Source organism: Streptomyces sp. NPDC088745, from assembly GCF_044751045.1.
GTDB lineage: Bacteria > Actinomycetota > Actinomycetes > Streptomycetales > Streptomycetaceae > Streptomyces > Streptomyces cremeus.
In genome coordinates this window covers 1-13,690 of record NZ_JBIVLB010000020.1, presented here as the reverse complement: position 1 = coordinate 13,690, position 13,690 = coordinate 1, and the positions used below count along the sequence as shown (strand labels likewise).

General features: G+C 73.6%; 7 protein-coding genes and 1 tRNA gene. 6 read left to right on the top strand and 2 right to left on the bottom strand.

Annotation, left to right across the window (positions count from 1 at the left end; translation table 11 throughout):
* Window positions 1-13 precede the first annotated feature (13 nt).
* The 6 genes from ACIP93_RS33985 to ACIP93_RS33960 all read left to right on the top strand — a co-directional run bounded on the left by ACIP93_RS33985 (window position 14) and on the right by ACIP93_RS33960 (window position 12,125).
* Window positions 14-1,552, top strand: a complete 1,539-nt coding sequence (locus ACIP93_RS33985) for a methyltransferase (RefSeq protein ID WP_401765512.1) — start codon at window positions 14-16, stop codon at window positions 1,550-1,552.
* A 778-nt stretch (window positions 1,553-2,330) separates the two neighbouring features.
* Window positions 2,331-5,162 (top strand): type I DNA topoisomerase, encoded by a 2,832-nt coding sequence (topA, locus tag ACIP93_RS33980; RefSeq protein WP_401765510.1) that lies wholly within the window; start codon window positions 2,331-2,333, stop codon window positions 5,160-5,162.
* Window positions 5,163-5,420: 258 nt separating this feature from the next.
* Window positions 5,421-8,567 carry a dTMP kinase gene (gene tmk, locus ACIP93_RS33975; RefSeq protein ID WP_401765507.1) on the top strand — a complete coding sequence of 1,049 codons (3,147 nt, stop codon included), beginning with the start codon at window positions 5,421-5,423 and terminating at the stop codon, window positions 8,565-8,567.
* A gap of 447 nt (window positions 8,568-9,014) precedes the next feature.
* Complete coding sequence (locus tag ACIP93_RS33970) at window positions 9,015-10,220, top strand: DNA polymerase III subunit delta' (protein WP_345220289.1); 1,206 nt, start codon at window positions 9,015-9,017, stop codon at window positions 10,218-10,220.
* 136 nt (window positions 10,221-10,356) lie between these two features.
* The gene (locus ACIP93_RS33965) at window positions 10,357-11,919 is read left to right on the top strand and encodes an alpha/beta hydrolase (protein ID WP_401765504.1); all 1,563 of its coding nucleotides are present in this window, start codon (window positions 10,357-10,359) and stop codon (window positions 11,917-11,919) included.
* Window positions 11,920-12,051: 132 nt separating this feature from the next.
* Window positions 12,052-12,125, top strand: a tRNA-Thr gene (locus ACIP93_RS33960).
* Window positions 12,126-12,185: 60 nt separating this feature from the next.
* Here the strand turns inward: ACIP93_RS33960 and ACIP93_RS33955 are convergent.
* Together ACIP93_RS33955 and ACIP93_RS33950 are read right to left on the bottom strand one after the other, a co-directional pair.
* Entirely contained in the window at window positions 12,186-12,821 is a 636-nt protein-coding gene (locus tag ACIP93_RS33955; RefSeq protein ID WP_401765501.1) for a GNAT family N-acetyltransferase, read from the bottom strand.
* 97 nt (window positions 12,822-12,918) lie between these two features.
* Window positions 12,919-13,533: a DsbA family protein gene (locus ACIP93_RS33950; RefSeq protein ID WP_401765498.1), complete on the bottom strand. Its 615-nt coding sequence runs from the start codon at window positions 13,531-13,533 to the stop codon at window positions 12,919-12,921.
* Window positions 13,534-13,690: the final 157 nt, after the last annotated feature.

Genomic DNA, 13,690 nt, shown 5'->3' with positions numbered 1-13,690 from the left:
CGACAATGGCGGGGTGAGTCAGACCAGCCTTTCCGCGCCCCTGCCCGAGTCCCTGCCCGCCGCCGGGAGTGCCGCCCGCCTCCGGGAGGCCCTGCTCGCGGCGGCCTTCACCGCCGACGGGCTGCTCGACCTCCTCGGCGCGCCCGCCTACAGCGCCCTGGCCCGCGGCGAGACGGTGCCCGCACTGCGCGCGACCAGGGGGGAGGAGCCGCTGGCGGCGCTGGTGCGGCTCTTCCTGCTCCAGGAGTCCGTGCCGGCGACCCGCGTGGCCGGGGTGCTCCCGGTGGACGTGTGCGTGGCCGACCGGTGGCTGGTCCGCGAGGGCGAGGAGCTGCGGGCGACCGTCGACGTGCGGCCGTACGGCGGGGACGACGGCCAGGACTGGTTCGTCGTCTCGGACCTCGGGCGCGCGGTCGGCGGCGCGGGCGGTGCCGGGACCCGGCAGGAGGGCGTCGTGCTCGGCGTCGGCGGTGCGTCCACCACGCTCGCCGGAATCACCGTGCGTACGCCTGTCGGCTCCGCCCTCGATCTCGGTACGGGGTCGGGGATCCAGGCGCTGCACGCCGCGCAGCACGCGGTGCGGGTGACGGCCACGGACCTCAACCCCCGGGCGCTGGACTTCACTCGGCTCACCCTCGCCCTGTCGGGGGCGGCGGAGGCCGAGTTGGCGGAGGGCTCGCTGTTCGAGCCGGTGGGGGAGGCGACGTACGACCTGATCGTCTCGAATCCGCCGTTCGTCATCTCGCCGGGCGCCCGGCTGACGTACCGCGACGGCGGCATGGGCGGCGACGACCTGTGCCGGACGCTCGTCCAGGAGGCCGGGGAACGGCTCAACGAGGGCGGGTACGCGCAGTTCCTGGCCAATTGGCAGCACGTCGAGGGGGAGGACTGGAAGGACCGGGTCCGCTCGTGGGTGCCGCGTGGGTGCGATGCGTGGATCGTGCAGCGCGAGGTGCAGGACGTCACGCAGTACGCGGAGTTGTGGCTGCGGGACGGGGGCGATCACCGCAGCGATCCGGCCGAGTACGCGGCGCGGTACGAGGCGTGGCTGGACGAGTTCGAGGCGCGGAGGACGGTGGGCGTCGGCTTCGGGTGGATCACGCTGCGGAAGTCGGCCGCGGCGCGGGACGAGCCGTCGGTGCTGGTGGAGGAGTGGCCGCATCCGGTGGAGCAGCCGCTGGGGGAGGTCGTGCGGCAGCACTTCGAGCTTCAGGACTACCTGCGGGCGACGGATGACGCGGGACTGCTGGCGGACCACTTCGTGCTGGCCGACGAGGTCGTGCAGGAGCAGATCGGGGCGCCGGGGACCGAGGACCCGGAGTACGTGGTGCTGCGTCAGCACCGGGGGATGCGGCGGGCGACGCGGGTGGACACGGTGGGGGCGGGGTTCGCGGGGGTGTCGGACGGGGGGTTGAGCGCGGGGCAGATCCTGGACGCGATCGCGCGGTTGCTGGGGGAGGACGGGGTGGTGCTGAGGGACCGGACGCCGGAGGCGATCCGGGGGCTGGTGGCGGAGGGGTTCCTGCTTCCGGCGCGGGGGGCTGGGGAGTAGGCCGCCCCTGCGGAGTGCCTCGCCCAGGGCGCGGGGAACTGCGCGACCCCAGGCACCCGCACGTCTTCCGCCGGGGGTGGGCGCTCCGTTCAGGGGCGCGGGGAACTGCGCGACCGGCCACGACGCGTCCGCGGTGAACCGGGGCAGCCGCGCGGCGAGCGCTTTAGGGAAAGGGGCGGGTCCGGGGCCTCTCCGGGCCGAGCCGGGCGGGGCTGAGCGTCCGGCGCCGGGGCTGAGGTCACGACCCTGGCAGGGACGCGCGTCCGGCACAGGCGCTTGGGCAGGGGGCGGCACCCGGGTGGGCCGGGAGCGGGAGGGGCCGCCCCCTTGCCCGCCCGTTCCGCCCCCTTGGGGCGGCCCCGTCGCCCAAGGGGGCTGGGCTGGGGAAGCGGGAAGGGCGGCCCCGTCGCCCAAAGGGGCGGGGGAAGCGAGGAGGGCGGCCCCGTCGCCCAAGGGGGCTGGGGGGAGGGGAAAGGCGGGGCGGGTCCGTCGCCCGAGGGGTTGGGGGCGGGGGTGAAGGAAGTGGGGTTGTGGGGGTCGAGGGGAGGGGGAAGAGGGTCCGTACGGGGGCGGTGGGGTGGTCCGGGCGGCAGGAATGGCGATTGTCGGGTTACCGTCTCTCAGGTGGCCGTTGCGGGCTTTCGGGCTTTTGCCGTCTGACACGAGGACGGCATGTACCGTCACACTCCGCAGCGTCAAGCGTCCGGACGGGTCCGTCCGGCGGGCGCCTGAGACCACGACTGTGATCACTGAGTGCCGACCGGAGAGAAGAGCCAAGTTGTCCCCGACCAGCGAGACCGCACAGGGCGGCCGCCGACTCGTCATCGTCGAGTCGCCTGCCAAGGCGAAGACGATCAAGGGCTACCTCGGCCCCGGATACGTAGTCGAGGCGAGCGTCGGGCACATCCGCGACCTCCCGAACGGCGCCGCCGAGGTGCCCGACAAGTACACCGGTGAGGTGCGCCGCCTGGGCGTGGACGTCGAGCACGACTTCCAGCCCATCTACGTCGTCAATGCCGACAAGAAAGCCCAGGTCAAGAAGCTCAAGGAGCTGCTGGCCGAGTCGGACGAACTCTTCCTCGCCACCGATGAGGACCGCGAGGGCGAAGCCATCGCGTGGCACCTCCAGGAAGTCCTGAAGCCCAAGGTCCCGGTCCACCGGATGGTCTTCCACGAGATCACCAAGGACGCGATCCGCGAGGCGGTGTCGAACCCGCGCGAGCTGAACAAGCCGATGGTCGACGCCCAGGAGACGCGCCGCATCCTCGACCGGCTGTACGGGTACGAGGTCTCGCCGGTCCTGTGGAAGAAGGTCATGCCGAAGCTCTCGGCGGGCCGGGTCCAGTCGGTCGCGACGCGACTCGTCGTCGCCCGGGAACGCGAGCGCATCGCTTTTCGTTCTGCCGAGTACTGGGACCTCACCGGTACGTTCTCCACCGGACGTGCCGGGGACGCCTCCGACCCGTCCTCCCTGGTCGCCCGCCTGACGACGGTCGACGGCCGGCGCGTCGCCCAGGGCCGCGACTTCAACGCGGCCGGACAACTGAAGAGCGACGTCCTGCACCTGGACGAGGCGAACGCCCGCGCGCTGGCCGCCGCCCTCGCCGACTCCTCCTTCGCGGTGCGCTCGGTCGAGTCCAAGCCGTACCGCCGTTCGCCGTACGCCCCGTTCCGTACGACGACGCTCCAGCAGGAGGCTTCCCGCAAGCTCGGCTTCGGCGCGAAGTCGACCATGCAGGTGGCCCAGAAGCTGTACGAGAACGGCTTCATCACCTACATGCGTACGGACTCCACGACGCTGTCGGACACGGCGATCAACGCCGCCCGCGCCCAGGTGACGCAGCTTTACGGTGCCGCCTACCTGCCGGACAAGCCGCGCTCGTACGCCGGGAAGGTCAAGAACGCGCAGGAGGCGCACGAGGCGATCCGCCCTTCGGGTGATCGTTTCCGCACCCCCGCCGAGACGGGGCTGACCGGCGACCAGTTCAAGCTGTACGAGCTGATCTGGAAGCGGACCGTCGCCTCCCAGATGAAGGACGCGGTCGGCAACTCGGTCACGGTCAGGATCGCGGGCGCCGCCTCCGACGGCCGGGTCGCCGAGTTCTCCGCCTCCGGCAAGACGATCACCTTCCACGGCTTCATGAAGGCGTACGTCGAAGGCGCCGACGACCCGAACGCAGAGCTGGACGACCGCGAGCGCCGGCTGCCGCAGGTCGCCGAGGGCGACGCGCTGGCCGCCGAGGAGATCACGGTCGACGGCCACGCGACGAAGCCGCCGGCCCGCTACACCGAGGCCTCGCTGGTCAAGGAGCTGGAAGAGCGCGAGATCGGACGTCCTTCGACGTACGCCTCGATCATCGGCACGATCCTGGACCGCGGATACGTCTTCAAGAAGGGGACGGCGCTGGTTCCGTCGTTCCTGTCGTTCGCCGTGGTCAACCTGCTGGAGAAGCACTTCGGCCGGCTCGTCGACTACGACTTCACCGCCCGGATGGAGGACGACCTCGACCGCATCGCGCGGGGCGAGGCGCAGTCCGTGCCGTGGCTGAAGCGGTTCTACTTCGGCGAGGGCGAGGCCACGGGCGTCGCCTCGGACGCCGGCAACGGCGACGGGGACCACCTCGGCGGTCTCAAGGAGCTGGTGACGGATCTCGGCGCGATCGACGCGCGTGAGATCTCGTCGTTCCCCGTCGGGGACGGGATCGTGCTGCGGGTCGGCCGGTACGGGCCGTACATCGAGCGTGGTGAGAAGGACGCCGAGGGCCACCAGCGCGCGGACGTTCCGGACGACATGGCTCCGGACGAGCTGACGGTGGAGTACGCGGAGGAGCTGCTCGCCAAGCCCAGCGGTGACTTCGAGCTGGGCACGGACCCGGAGACGGGGCGGCAGATCGTCGCGAAGGACGGGCGCTACGGCCCGTACGTGACGGAGATCCTTCCCGAGGGCACGCCGAAGACGGGCAAGAACGCGGTCAAGCCGCGGACGGCCTCGCTGTTCAAGTCGATGTCGCTGGACACGGTGACGCTGGCGGACGCGCTGAAGCTGATGTCGTTGCCGCGGGTGGTCGGGGTCGACGCCGAGGGCGTCGAGATCACCGCGCAGAACGGCCGGTACGGGCCGTACCTGAAGAAGGGCACGGACTCGCGGTCGCTGGAGACCGAGGACCAGCTCTTCTCGATCACGGTCGAGGAGGCGCTGGCGATCTACGCCCAGCCCAAGCAGCGCGGGCGGGCGGCCGCCAAGCCGCCGCTCAAGGAGCTGGGCACCGACCCGGTGAGCGAGCGTCCGGTCGTGGTCAAGGACGGCCGTTTCGGGCCGTACGTGACCGACGGCGAGACGAACGCGACGCTGCGGTCCGGCGACAGTGTGGAGGAGATCACTCCCGAGCGCGGGTACGAGCTGCTGGCCGAGAAGCGGGCCAAGGGCCCGGCGAAGAAGGTCGCCAAGAAGGCGGTGAAGAAGGCCCCGGCGAAGAAGGCCGCCGCCAAGAAGACGGCGGCGAAGAAGACGGCTTCCTCTTCGGCCGCGGCGAAGAAGACCGTGGCGGCGAAGAAGGCCCCGGCGAAGAAGGCTCCCGCCAAGAAGGTGGCGGCGGCGCCGGCGGAGTAGGGCTGGAGCTTGCGGAGCGGGGCTGCCGCTCGCGGAGCGGGGGCGGCCCCGAGGAGTTGCGTACGGGGGCCGGAACCGGAACGGGCGGGCCGGGACCGGCCGGGCCGCCCCTTGCCCGCCCCGTCCGACCCCGGGGGCCCGCCCGTTCCGCCCCGGGGCCCGCCGCCGAAAGGGCCGCGCGTGCCCCCCGCGTACCCACGCACACATTCGTTCGAGGACCCCCGCATGCCCCCCGGACACTCCGGATAGGCTGGCGGGATGACGCGAGCCGAGCAGCCAACGGTCGTGAGCCCCACCTCCGACGCACTAGCCGCAGACTCACGCGAGCGAGCCGTACGGGCTCTTCTGCGCCACCAGCCGCTGAAGCGGCTGTGGAGCGCACAGCTCGTCAGCGGTGTCGGGGACGCTCTCGCCCTACTCGTCCTTCTCCTGCTGACGCTGGAGGCCGCAGGCCCCCGGGCGGTGTTCGGCGGTGACTACCGCGGTGCCGCCTTCGTGGTCGCCGCGGTCTTCGGTGCGCGACTTCTCGCCACGCTGTTGTTCGGCGCCGTCCTGCTCGGGCCGGTGTCCGCGCTCGTCGCGCCCGGCGGCCCGCTCGACCGGCGCTGGGCGATGCTCGCCGCCGACGGGCTGCGGCTCGCGCTGCTGGTCGTCGCGCCCCTGTGGGCCGGCTGGATGCCGGGCAGGGCGACGGCGGTGCTGCTCGTCACGGTCTTCCTCCTCGGCGTCGCGGAACGGCTCTGGTCGGTGGCGCACGAAAGCGCCGCCCCCGCCCTGCTGCCCACCCCGCCCATCGAGGGCGACGCGGTACGTCCGCTTCCGGATCACCTGGGAGCGCTGCGCAGGCTGACGCTCCGTACGAACTTCGCCACGATCCCCCTCGCCGCGGCCGCGCTCCTCGTCGCGACGCTGCTGGGACGACTGCTCGGCACCGGGATCGAATGGTTCACCGGGCACCCGGCGGCCCTCGCCTCGTACGTCGCGGCGGGCCTCTTCGCGGCCTCCCTCTCCGTCCTCGCCCTGCTGGAGCTGCCCGACGCGCACACTCCGCGGCCGCGCTCCCCGCTGGAGGGCCTGCGCCGGCCCAGCACCGGCAACGGCCCCGACAAGGGCCGCACCGGCGCCCTTCCGCTTCTGGTGCTGGCGGGCGGTGCCGTGACCTGCGCGACCGCCGCCGCGGGCGCCGTCTCCGTCCTGCACGCGCAGGACCTCGGCGGCGGGGGCGCGACCTTCGCGCTGCTGGTGCTGGCGCTCGCCGCGGGCACCGGGCTCGGCATCCGGACGGCCGCCAAGGTCCTCCCGGCGTTCTCGCGCCGACGCCTGCTGTCCCTCGCGGTCGCCGTCGCCGGGGTCGCGCTGCTGGCCATGGGGCTGGTGCCGGACACCACCACCGTGCTGCTCCTCGCCCTGCTCGCGGGGTACGCCGCCGGGGTCGCCGCCAACACCGCGCACACCCTGCTCGACCTGGAGACCGAGGACTACCGGCAGGCCCGCACCACCGAGCACCTTCAGGCCGTCGTACGGCTCAGTGGCGCGCTCGGCATGCTCGCCGGCCCCCTGCTGGCCGCCGCGATCGGGCTGCACCGGCTGGAGAGCGGAAGCGTCGTCCTCGTCCGGGGCGGCGGGGCCGGGTACACGTTGATGCTGGTCGGGGCCTTGCTGCTGCCGGTGGCCGCGCTCGTGCTCGCGAAGACGGACGACCGACAGGGGGTACCGCTGCGGCGGGACCTGCGGGAGGCGATCCGGGGCGGCGAGCCCGGGCAGGCACCGTCGAAGACCGGGTTCTTCATCGCCCTGGAGGGCGGCGACGGCGCCGGGAAGTCGACACAGGCGAAGGCGCTGGCCGACTGGATAAGGGCCAAGGGCCACGAGGTCGTCGTCACCCGCGAGCCGGGGGCGACGCCGATCGGCAAGCGGCTGCGGTCGATCCTGCTGGACGTGTCGAGCGCCGGCCTGTCGAACCGGGCGGAGGCGCTGCTGTACGCGGCCGACCGGGCCGAGCACGTGGATTCGGTGGTGCGGCCGGCGCTGGAGCGCGGTGCCGTGGTGATCACCGACCGGTACATCGACTCCTCGGTGGCGTACCAGGGCGCGGGGCGCGACCTGGCCCCGACCGAGATCGCCCGCATGTCCCGCTGGGCGACCCACGGCCTCGTACCGCACCTGACGGTTCTGCTGGACGTGGCGCCGGAGACGGCGCGCGAGCGGTTCACCGAGGCGCCGGACCGGCTGGAGTCGGAGCCGCCGGAGTTCCACGCGCGGGTGCGAGCCGGCTTCCTGACGCTCGCGGCTGCTGACGCCAGTCGCTACCTGGTCGTCGACGCGGGCCAGGAGCCCGAGGCGGTCACGACGGTCGTACGTCACCGGCTCGACCGGATGCTGCCGATGTCGGAGCAGGAGATCGCCGCCGCCGAGGCCGCGCGCAAGGCCGCCGAGGAGGAGGCGCGACGCCGCGCCGAGGAGGAGGCCGCGCGCAAGGCCGAGGAGGAGCGCATCGAGCGCGAGCGGCAGGAACAGCTCGCCCGGCTGCGCGCCGAGGAGGAGGAGCGCAAGCGCCGCGAGATCGAGGAGGCGCGGCGCCGCGAGGCCGAACGGCAGGCCGAGGAGGCCAGGCAGCGTGCCGAGGAGGCGCGCCGGCTCGCCGAGGAGGAGCGGGCACGCCGCGAGGCCGAGGCCAAGGCGCGGGCCGCCGAGCAGGAACGTCTGCGCAAGCAGGCCGAGGAGGAGGCGCGGCTGCGCGCCGAGGCGGAGGAACGCCGCCGGGAGAAGCAGCGCAAGGCGGAGGAGGCGCTGCTGAAGGCGGAGGAGGCGCGGGCGGCCGCGGCCGCTGCCGCGGCGGCTTCCGCTGCGGCGGCGACGGCTTCGGCCACGGCTTCGGCGACGGCCCCGGTGCGTACGCCGCGACCGGCCGAGCGCGTGCCGGAGTCGGACAACGAGAGGACCGTGCCGACGCCGATCGTGCGGCTGGACCTGACGAAGGACCCGGCGCCCGGCTCCGCGGACGAGACGGCGGTCCTGCCGCAGACGCCGGCGGCGGACGGGACGACGGCGCTGCCGCGGACCCCGGCGGACGGTTCGGCGGACGAGACCACGGTGATCCCCCCGGTGCGGGAGGGGGGCCCGGCGGCGGACGAGACGGCGGTGCTGCCGCCCGTACGGGACGCGGGACCGGCGGACCGGGTGCCCGCGGGGTACTTCCGGGACGAACCCGCGGTGGACCGTACGCGGGAGCTGCCGCAGGTCGACCCGGACGGCCCGACGGAGGCGGAACGCCGGCCCCGACGGCGCTCGGACTGGGCGGAGGAGACACCGCTGGACGACCTGCCGTCGCTGGCGGACGAACTGCTCGGAGGGCCCCCGGAGGAAGACGGGAACAAGGGCCCGAAGGGCCGGGGCCGACGGTAGAGGGCGGAGCCGGGACGGGCCGGACCGCCCGTCCCGGCAGGGGCTGCCGCCAGGAGCGCGGCGGACCGCGGCTCCGCGGGCTCACGCGATGGCGCGCCCGTATCGCTCGCCCCCGGCAAGGGATGCCGCCAGGGGTGCGGGGAACTGCGCGACCAGCCGCTCACCGGCCCGCTCGGAGCGGCTGACCGCCCGGCGGGGTCACGGGACGGGGCAGGGAGGGGAGATGCCCCCGCCACCGGGTGCCGCCCGCCCCGGTCCGCGCGCGGGGTCCCCGCTCGCGCGCGTACGCCTGCGCACTGGGCGTGCCCGTACGCCCCGACCGCCCCCGCGCCGACCGCCCCCGGCCCCACCCCCCGACCGCCCGCCCCCTCCGTCCCCGATTGTCAGTGGGCTCCCCCACAATGGAGACCGGCCCCACCCCGGGGCCCGCAAGTGCAGGGAGCGGCCATGACCGTATGGGACGACCTCGTCGGCCAGCAGCGCGTCCAGGAGCAGTTGGCCGGCGCGGCCAAGGACGCCGACGCCCAGGTCACCGCCCAGTCCGCCGGTGAGAAGGCCGCCGACGCGTCGAAGATGACGCACGCCTGGCTGTTCACCGGCCCCCCCGGCTCCGGCCGCTCCACCGCCGCCCGCGCCTTCGCCGCGGCCCTCCAGTGCACGAGCCCCGACCGCGCCCTCGGCGCCGACCCGGGCTGCGGGTTCTGCGACGGCTGTCACACCACCCTCATCGGCACGCACGCGGACGTCGAGATCGTCCGTACCGACCTGCTCTCCATCGGTGTGAAGGAGACCCGCGACCTGGTCCGCCGCGCCCAGCTCTCCCCGGCCGTGGGCCGCTGGCAGGTCATCGTCCTGGAGGACGCCGACCGCCTCACCGAGGGCGCGGGCAACGTCCTCCTCAAGGCCGTCGAGGAGCCCGCCCCCCGCACGGTGTGGCTGCTCTGCGCCCCCTCCCTCGAAGACGTGCTGCCCACCATCCGCTCCCGCTGCCGCCACCTCACCCTCAGCACGCCCTCCGTCGCCGCGGTGGCCGACGTCCTGGTGCGCCGCGACGGCATCGAGCCCGAGGCCGCCATGACCGCGGCCCGCGCCACCCAGGGGCACATCGGCCGCGCCCGCCGCCTGGCCACCGACGAGCGGGCCCGCAGCCGCCGCGCCACCGTCCTGCGCCTCCCGCTGCGCGTGGACGACATCGGCGGCTGCCTCAAGGCCGCCCAGGAACTGGTCGACGCGGCGGGCGAGGACGCCAAGCAGGTCGCGGAGGACGTGGACGAGAAGGAGACCGAGGACCTGAAGGCCGCCCTCGGCGCGGCCGCCGGGGGCCGGATGCCGCGCGGCACGGCGGGCGCGATGAAGGAGCTGGCCGACCGCCAGAAGCGCCGCTCCACCCGTACCCAGCGCGACAGCCTCGACCTCGCCCTGTCCGACCTCACCGGCTTCTACCGCGACGTCCTCGCCCTCCAGCTGGGCTCCTCGGTCGCCCTCGCCAACGAGGACGTACGCGAGTCCCTGGAGCGCATCGCCCGCGACTCCACCCCCGAGCGCACACTGCGCCGCATCGAATCGATCATCGCCTGCCGCAACGCCCTGGACCGCAACGTGGCCCCTCTCCTCGCGGTGGAAGCGATGGCGGTGTCCCTGCGAGCGGGCTGAGCGGATGCCGGGCGGCGAGCGCCGGGCCGGCGGGACCCGGGGCAAGCGGGCGGCCCCGGGTTGACCACCTCACTCGTACGAGCAACTGAACGCATCCGAGACCCACGGCGCGTGACAATCCCACTACGCTCCGGACATGAACTCCAGGCGCCTGCTCCGTTCCTCCGCCACCCTGTTCGCCGTGACCGGTCTGCTGATCGCGGGCTGCTCCGGTGGTTCGGGGGCCTCGTCGCCGCCGAGCCGGACGGTGTCCACCACCGCGCAGAGCGCGGGGACGGCCGGGGACCGCGCGGCCCTGGCTCCGTACTACGCGCAGAAGCTGAGCTGGCGGGAGTGCGGGGTGCCCGGTTTCGAGTGCGCGACGATGAAGGCGCCGCTCGACTACGCGAAGCCGTCCGGCGGCGACATCAAGCTGGCGGTGGCGCGGAAGAAGGCCACCGGGCCGGGCAAGCGCATCGGATCGCTGCTGGTCAACCCCGGCGGGCCGGGCGGTTCCGCGATCGGCTACCTCCAGGCGTACGCCGCTCTCGGTTACCCGGCGCCGGTCCGCGCCCGCTACGACATGGTGGCCATCGATCCGCGCGGAGTCGCCCGCAGCGAGCCCGTGGAGTGCCTGACCGGACCCGAGATGGACGCCCACACGCAGGTCGACCAGACGCCGGACGACGCGGCGGAGGTCACCAGGCTGACGGCCGCGTACGAGAAGTTCTCGAAGGGCTGCGAGAAGCGTTCGAAGAAGATCCTCCCGCATATCTCCACCGTCGAGGCGGCCCGGGACATGGACATCCTGCGCGAGGTCCTCGGCGACCAGAAGCTCCAGTACGTCGGTGCCTCGTACGGCACCTTCCTGGGGGCGACGTACGCCGAACTCTTCCCCGACCGCACCGGCCGCCTCGTCCTCGACGGCGCGATGGACCCCTCCCTGACCGCCCGGGACCTGAACCGGGACCAGACCGCCGGGTTCGAGACCGCCTTCCGGTCCTTCGCCGCCGACTGCGTCAAGCAGCGGGGCTGCCCGCTCGGCACCGGCACCCCCGCCGAGGCCGGCGCCCGCCTGAAGGCCCTGTTCAAGGCGCTGGACACCAAGCCCGTCCCCACCAAGGACAAGAACCGCCCGCTCGGTGAGGCCCTCGCCACGACAGGCGCGATCGCCGCGATGTACGACGAGGGGGCCTGGCCGCAGCTCCGGGCCGGCATCACGGCCGCCCAGCAGGGCGACGGCAACGGCCTGCTGGCGCTCGCGGACACCTACTACGAGCGCGACGGCAGCGGTGCGTACGCCAACCTCATGTACGCCAACACCGCCGTCAACTGCCTCGATCTCCCCCCGGCCTTCACCTCGCCGGCCGACGTCCGGGCCGCCCTCCCCGCCTTCGAGAAGGCTTCCCCGGTCTTCGGCAGGGGCCTGGCCTGGGCCTCCCTGAACTGCGCCTCCTGGCCGGTCGAGCCCACCGGCGCCGCCCACCGCATCGAGGCCAAGGGCGCGGCCCCGCTGGTCGTGGTCGGCACCACCCGCGACCCGGCGACCCCTTACAAGTGGGCCGAGTCCCTCGCCGGCCAGCTCGCCACCGGCACCCTCCTGACGTACGACGGCGACGGCCACACGGCGTACGGCCGCGGCAGCGACTGCATCGACACGGCGATCAACACCTACCTCCTGGAAGGCACCCCTCCGAAGGACGGCAAGCAGTGCTCCTGACCCGGCGCCGCCCCCGCACAGCCCGCCACTGACCTGCGCGGAGTCCGCCATTCCGGGGGTGTGCGGAGCACCCCCGGAAACTGTGTAGACTTGGCTCCGCTGCTGATCGCACCATGGTGTGAACGCGGCGGCGCCGCCTTAGCTCAGTTGGCCAGAGCAACGCACTCGTAATGCGTAGGTCTCGGGTTCGAATCCCGAAGGCGGCTCAGAAGGACCCCAGACCGGAAGTTTCCGGTCTGGGGTTTTCTGTTGTGTGCGGGGCCGGGTCAGGACGGGTCGTTCTGGGGGGTGGGGCGGGTCCAGACCTCCAGGGCGGGGTGGCCGTTGGCGGCGGGGAGGGTGTCGGTGGGGTGCCAGTGCCAGGCTTCGTAGGCTGCCTTGGCCACCGTGTTGGCGGGCTCGATCAGGGTGGTGACGAGTTCGGCGTCGACCCGTACGAGAAGGCGGTCCTGGAGTTCCTCGGCCACGCCCCGGCGGCGGTGGGAGGGGGCGACCATCAGTTCCGCCACGTTGAAGATCCGGCCGGAGTCGGCGAGTTGGCCGAGGGTGGTGGGGGCGATGTCGTGGCGGCCGTACCACCAGGAGCCCTGGCGGTCGGGCAGGTAGCCGTAGATGCAGCCGACCAGGGCCGTCGCCGCGCTGGCGATCAGCATGTCGAAGCCGGGGCGCTGGACGTCCGCGGCGAAGCGATCGAGGAAGGCGGCGCGGTCGCGGGCGGCATGGGCGGGCGTTTCGCGGCGCGCGCTTTTGTCGTATGAGATGCGGGTGCCTGTGGACGGCGGACGGGGTGGGGGATCGGAGTCGCGGTACGTTTTCTCATACAAGTCGGCGATCGATTCCCGCTGTTGGTCCGCCTGCCACCTGCTCAGCCGACGGAAGAAGACCTCTGCCACTGCTGCCATTCCCACAGAGTGTCAGGGGGCGGCGGGGAGTGGAACAGGTCGCCGCTCCTCCGCTCGCCGGTACCCCTGCTGGTGTTCGTTCCGGTGCGGGAATCGTCTAGTGCGGCAGTGCCGTTTCGATCTGGGCGGTGACCTCGGCCGCCGGGAGCGGGCGACCGGTGCGGCCGAAGCCGTGGATGGAGGTCTCGCCCAGGCGCAGGGTCGGCGTCCCGCGTACCCCGCTGCGGGCGAAGGCCTCGGCGACGGAGTCGGCCCACGGCCTGTACGTGCCCGATGAGACGGCCTCGCGGAAGTCGGGTGCGGTCAGGCCCGCCGATTCCGCTACGCGCAGCACCACGGAGGGGTGCCCGTAGGAGTCGACGCTCTCGTCGGGCTGCTGGGCGTAGAGGGCCTCGTGCAGGGTCTTGAAGTCGGCCTGGCTCTCGTTGATCGCGGCGCCGGCCGCGCTCAGTGCGGTGGCGGAGCCCTGCCCGCCGAGCATCCCGTCCAGGAGCGCCGCGAAGTGGTACTCCAGGCGCAGCCGGCCCGCGTCCGCGAGGCCCCGTATCGCTTGGCCCGACGCCTGCTCCAGAGCCGCGCAGTACGGGCAGCGGAAGTCCTCGTACAGGGAGAGGACCGGCAGGTCACCGGGCTGCCCGTACGGGATCACCAGGCCGGGGCCGCCCGTGGTGTGGGCGGGGGCCAGGTGCTGTGAGGACGTCTGCTGCGTCATGGGGCGGGCTCCTTTTTCGGTCCCTCCCAGATACGCACAGGGGCGGGGGGGGGGGGGCGGGGGGGGGGGGGGGCCCCCCCCCCCCCGCGCCCCCGGCCCCCCCCCCCCCGGGGGGGGGGCGCGGGGGGGGGGGGGGGGGGGGTGGTGGGGGGGTGTG

Coding starts and splice junctions, on each gene's coding strand:
- tmk (WP_401765507.1), top strand. CDS start 5,421: ATGACGCGAGCCGAGCAGCCAACGGTCGTGAGCCCCACCTCCGACGCA.
- ACIP93_RS33970 (WP_345220289.1), top strand. CDS start 9,015: ATGACCGTATGGGACGACCTCGTCGGCCAGCAGCGCGTCCAGGAGCAG.
- ACIP93_RS33965 (WP_401765504.1), top strand. CDS start 10,357: ATGAACTCCAGGCGCCTGCTCCGTTCCTCCGCCACCCTGTTCGCCGTG.
- ACIP93_RS33955 (WP_401765501.1), bottom strand. CDS start 12,821: ATGGCAGCAGTGGCAGAGGTCTTCTTCCGTCGGCTGAGCAGGTGGCAG.
- ACIP93_RS33950 (WP_401765498.1), bottom strand. CDS start 13,533: ATGACGCAGCAGACGTCCTCACAGCACCTGGCCCCCGCCCACACCACG.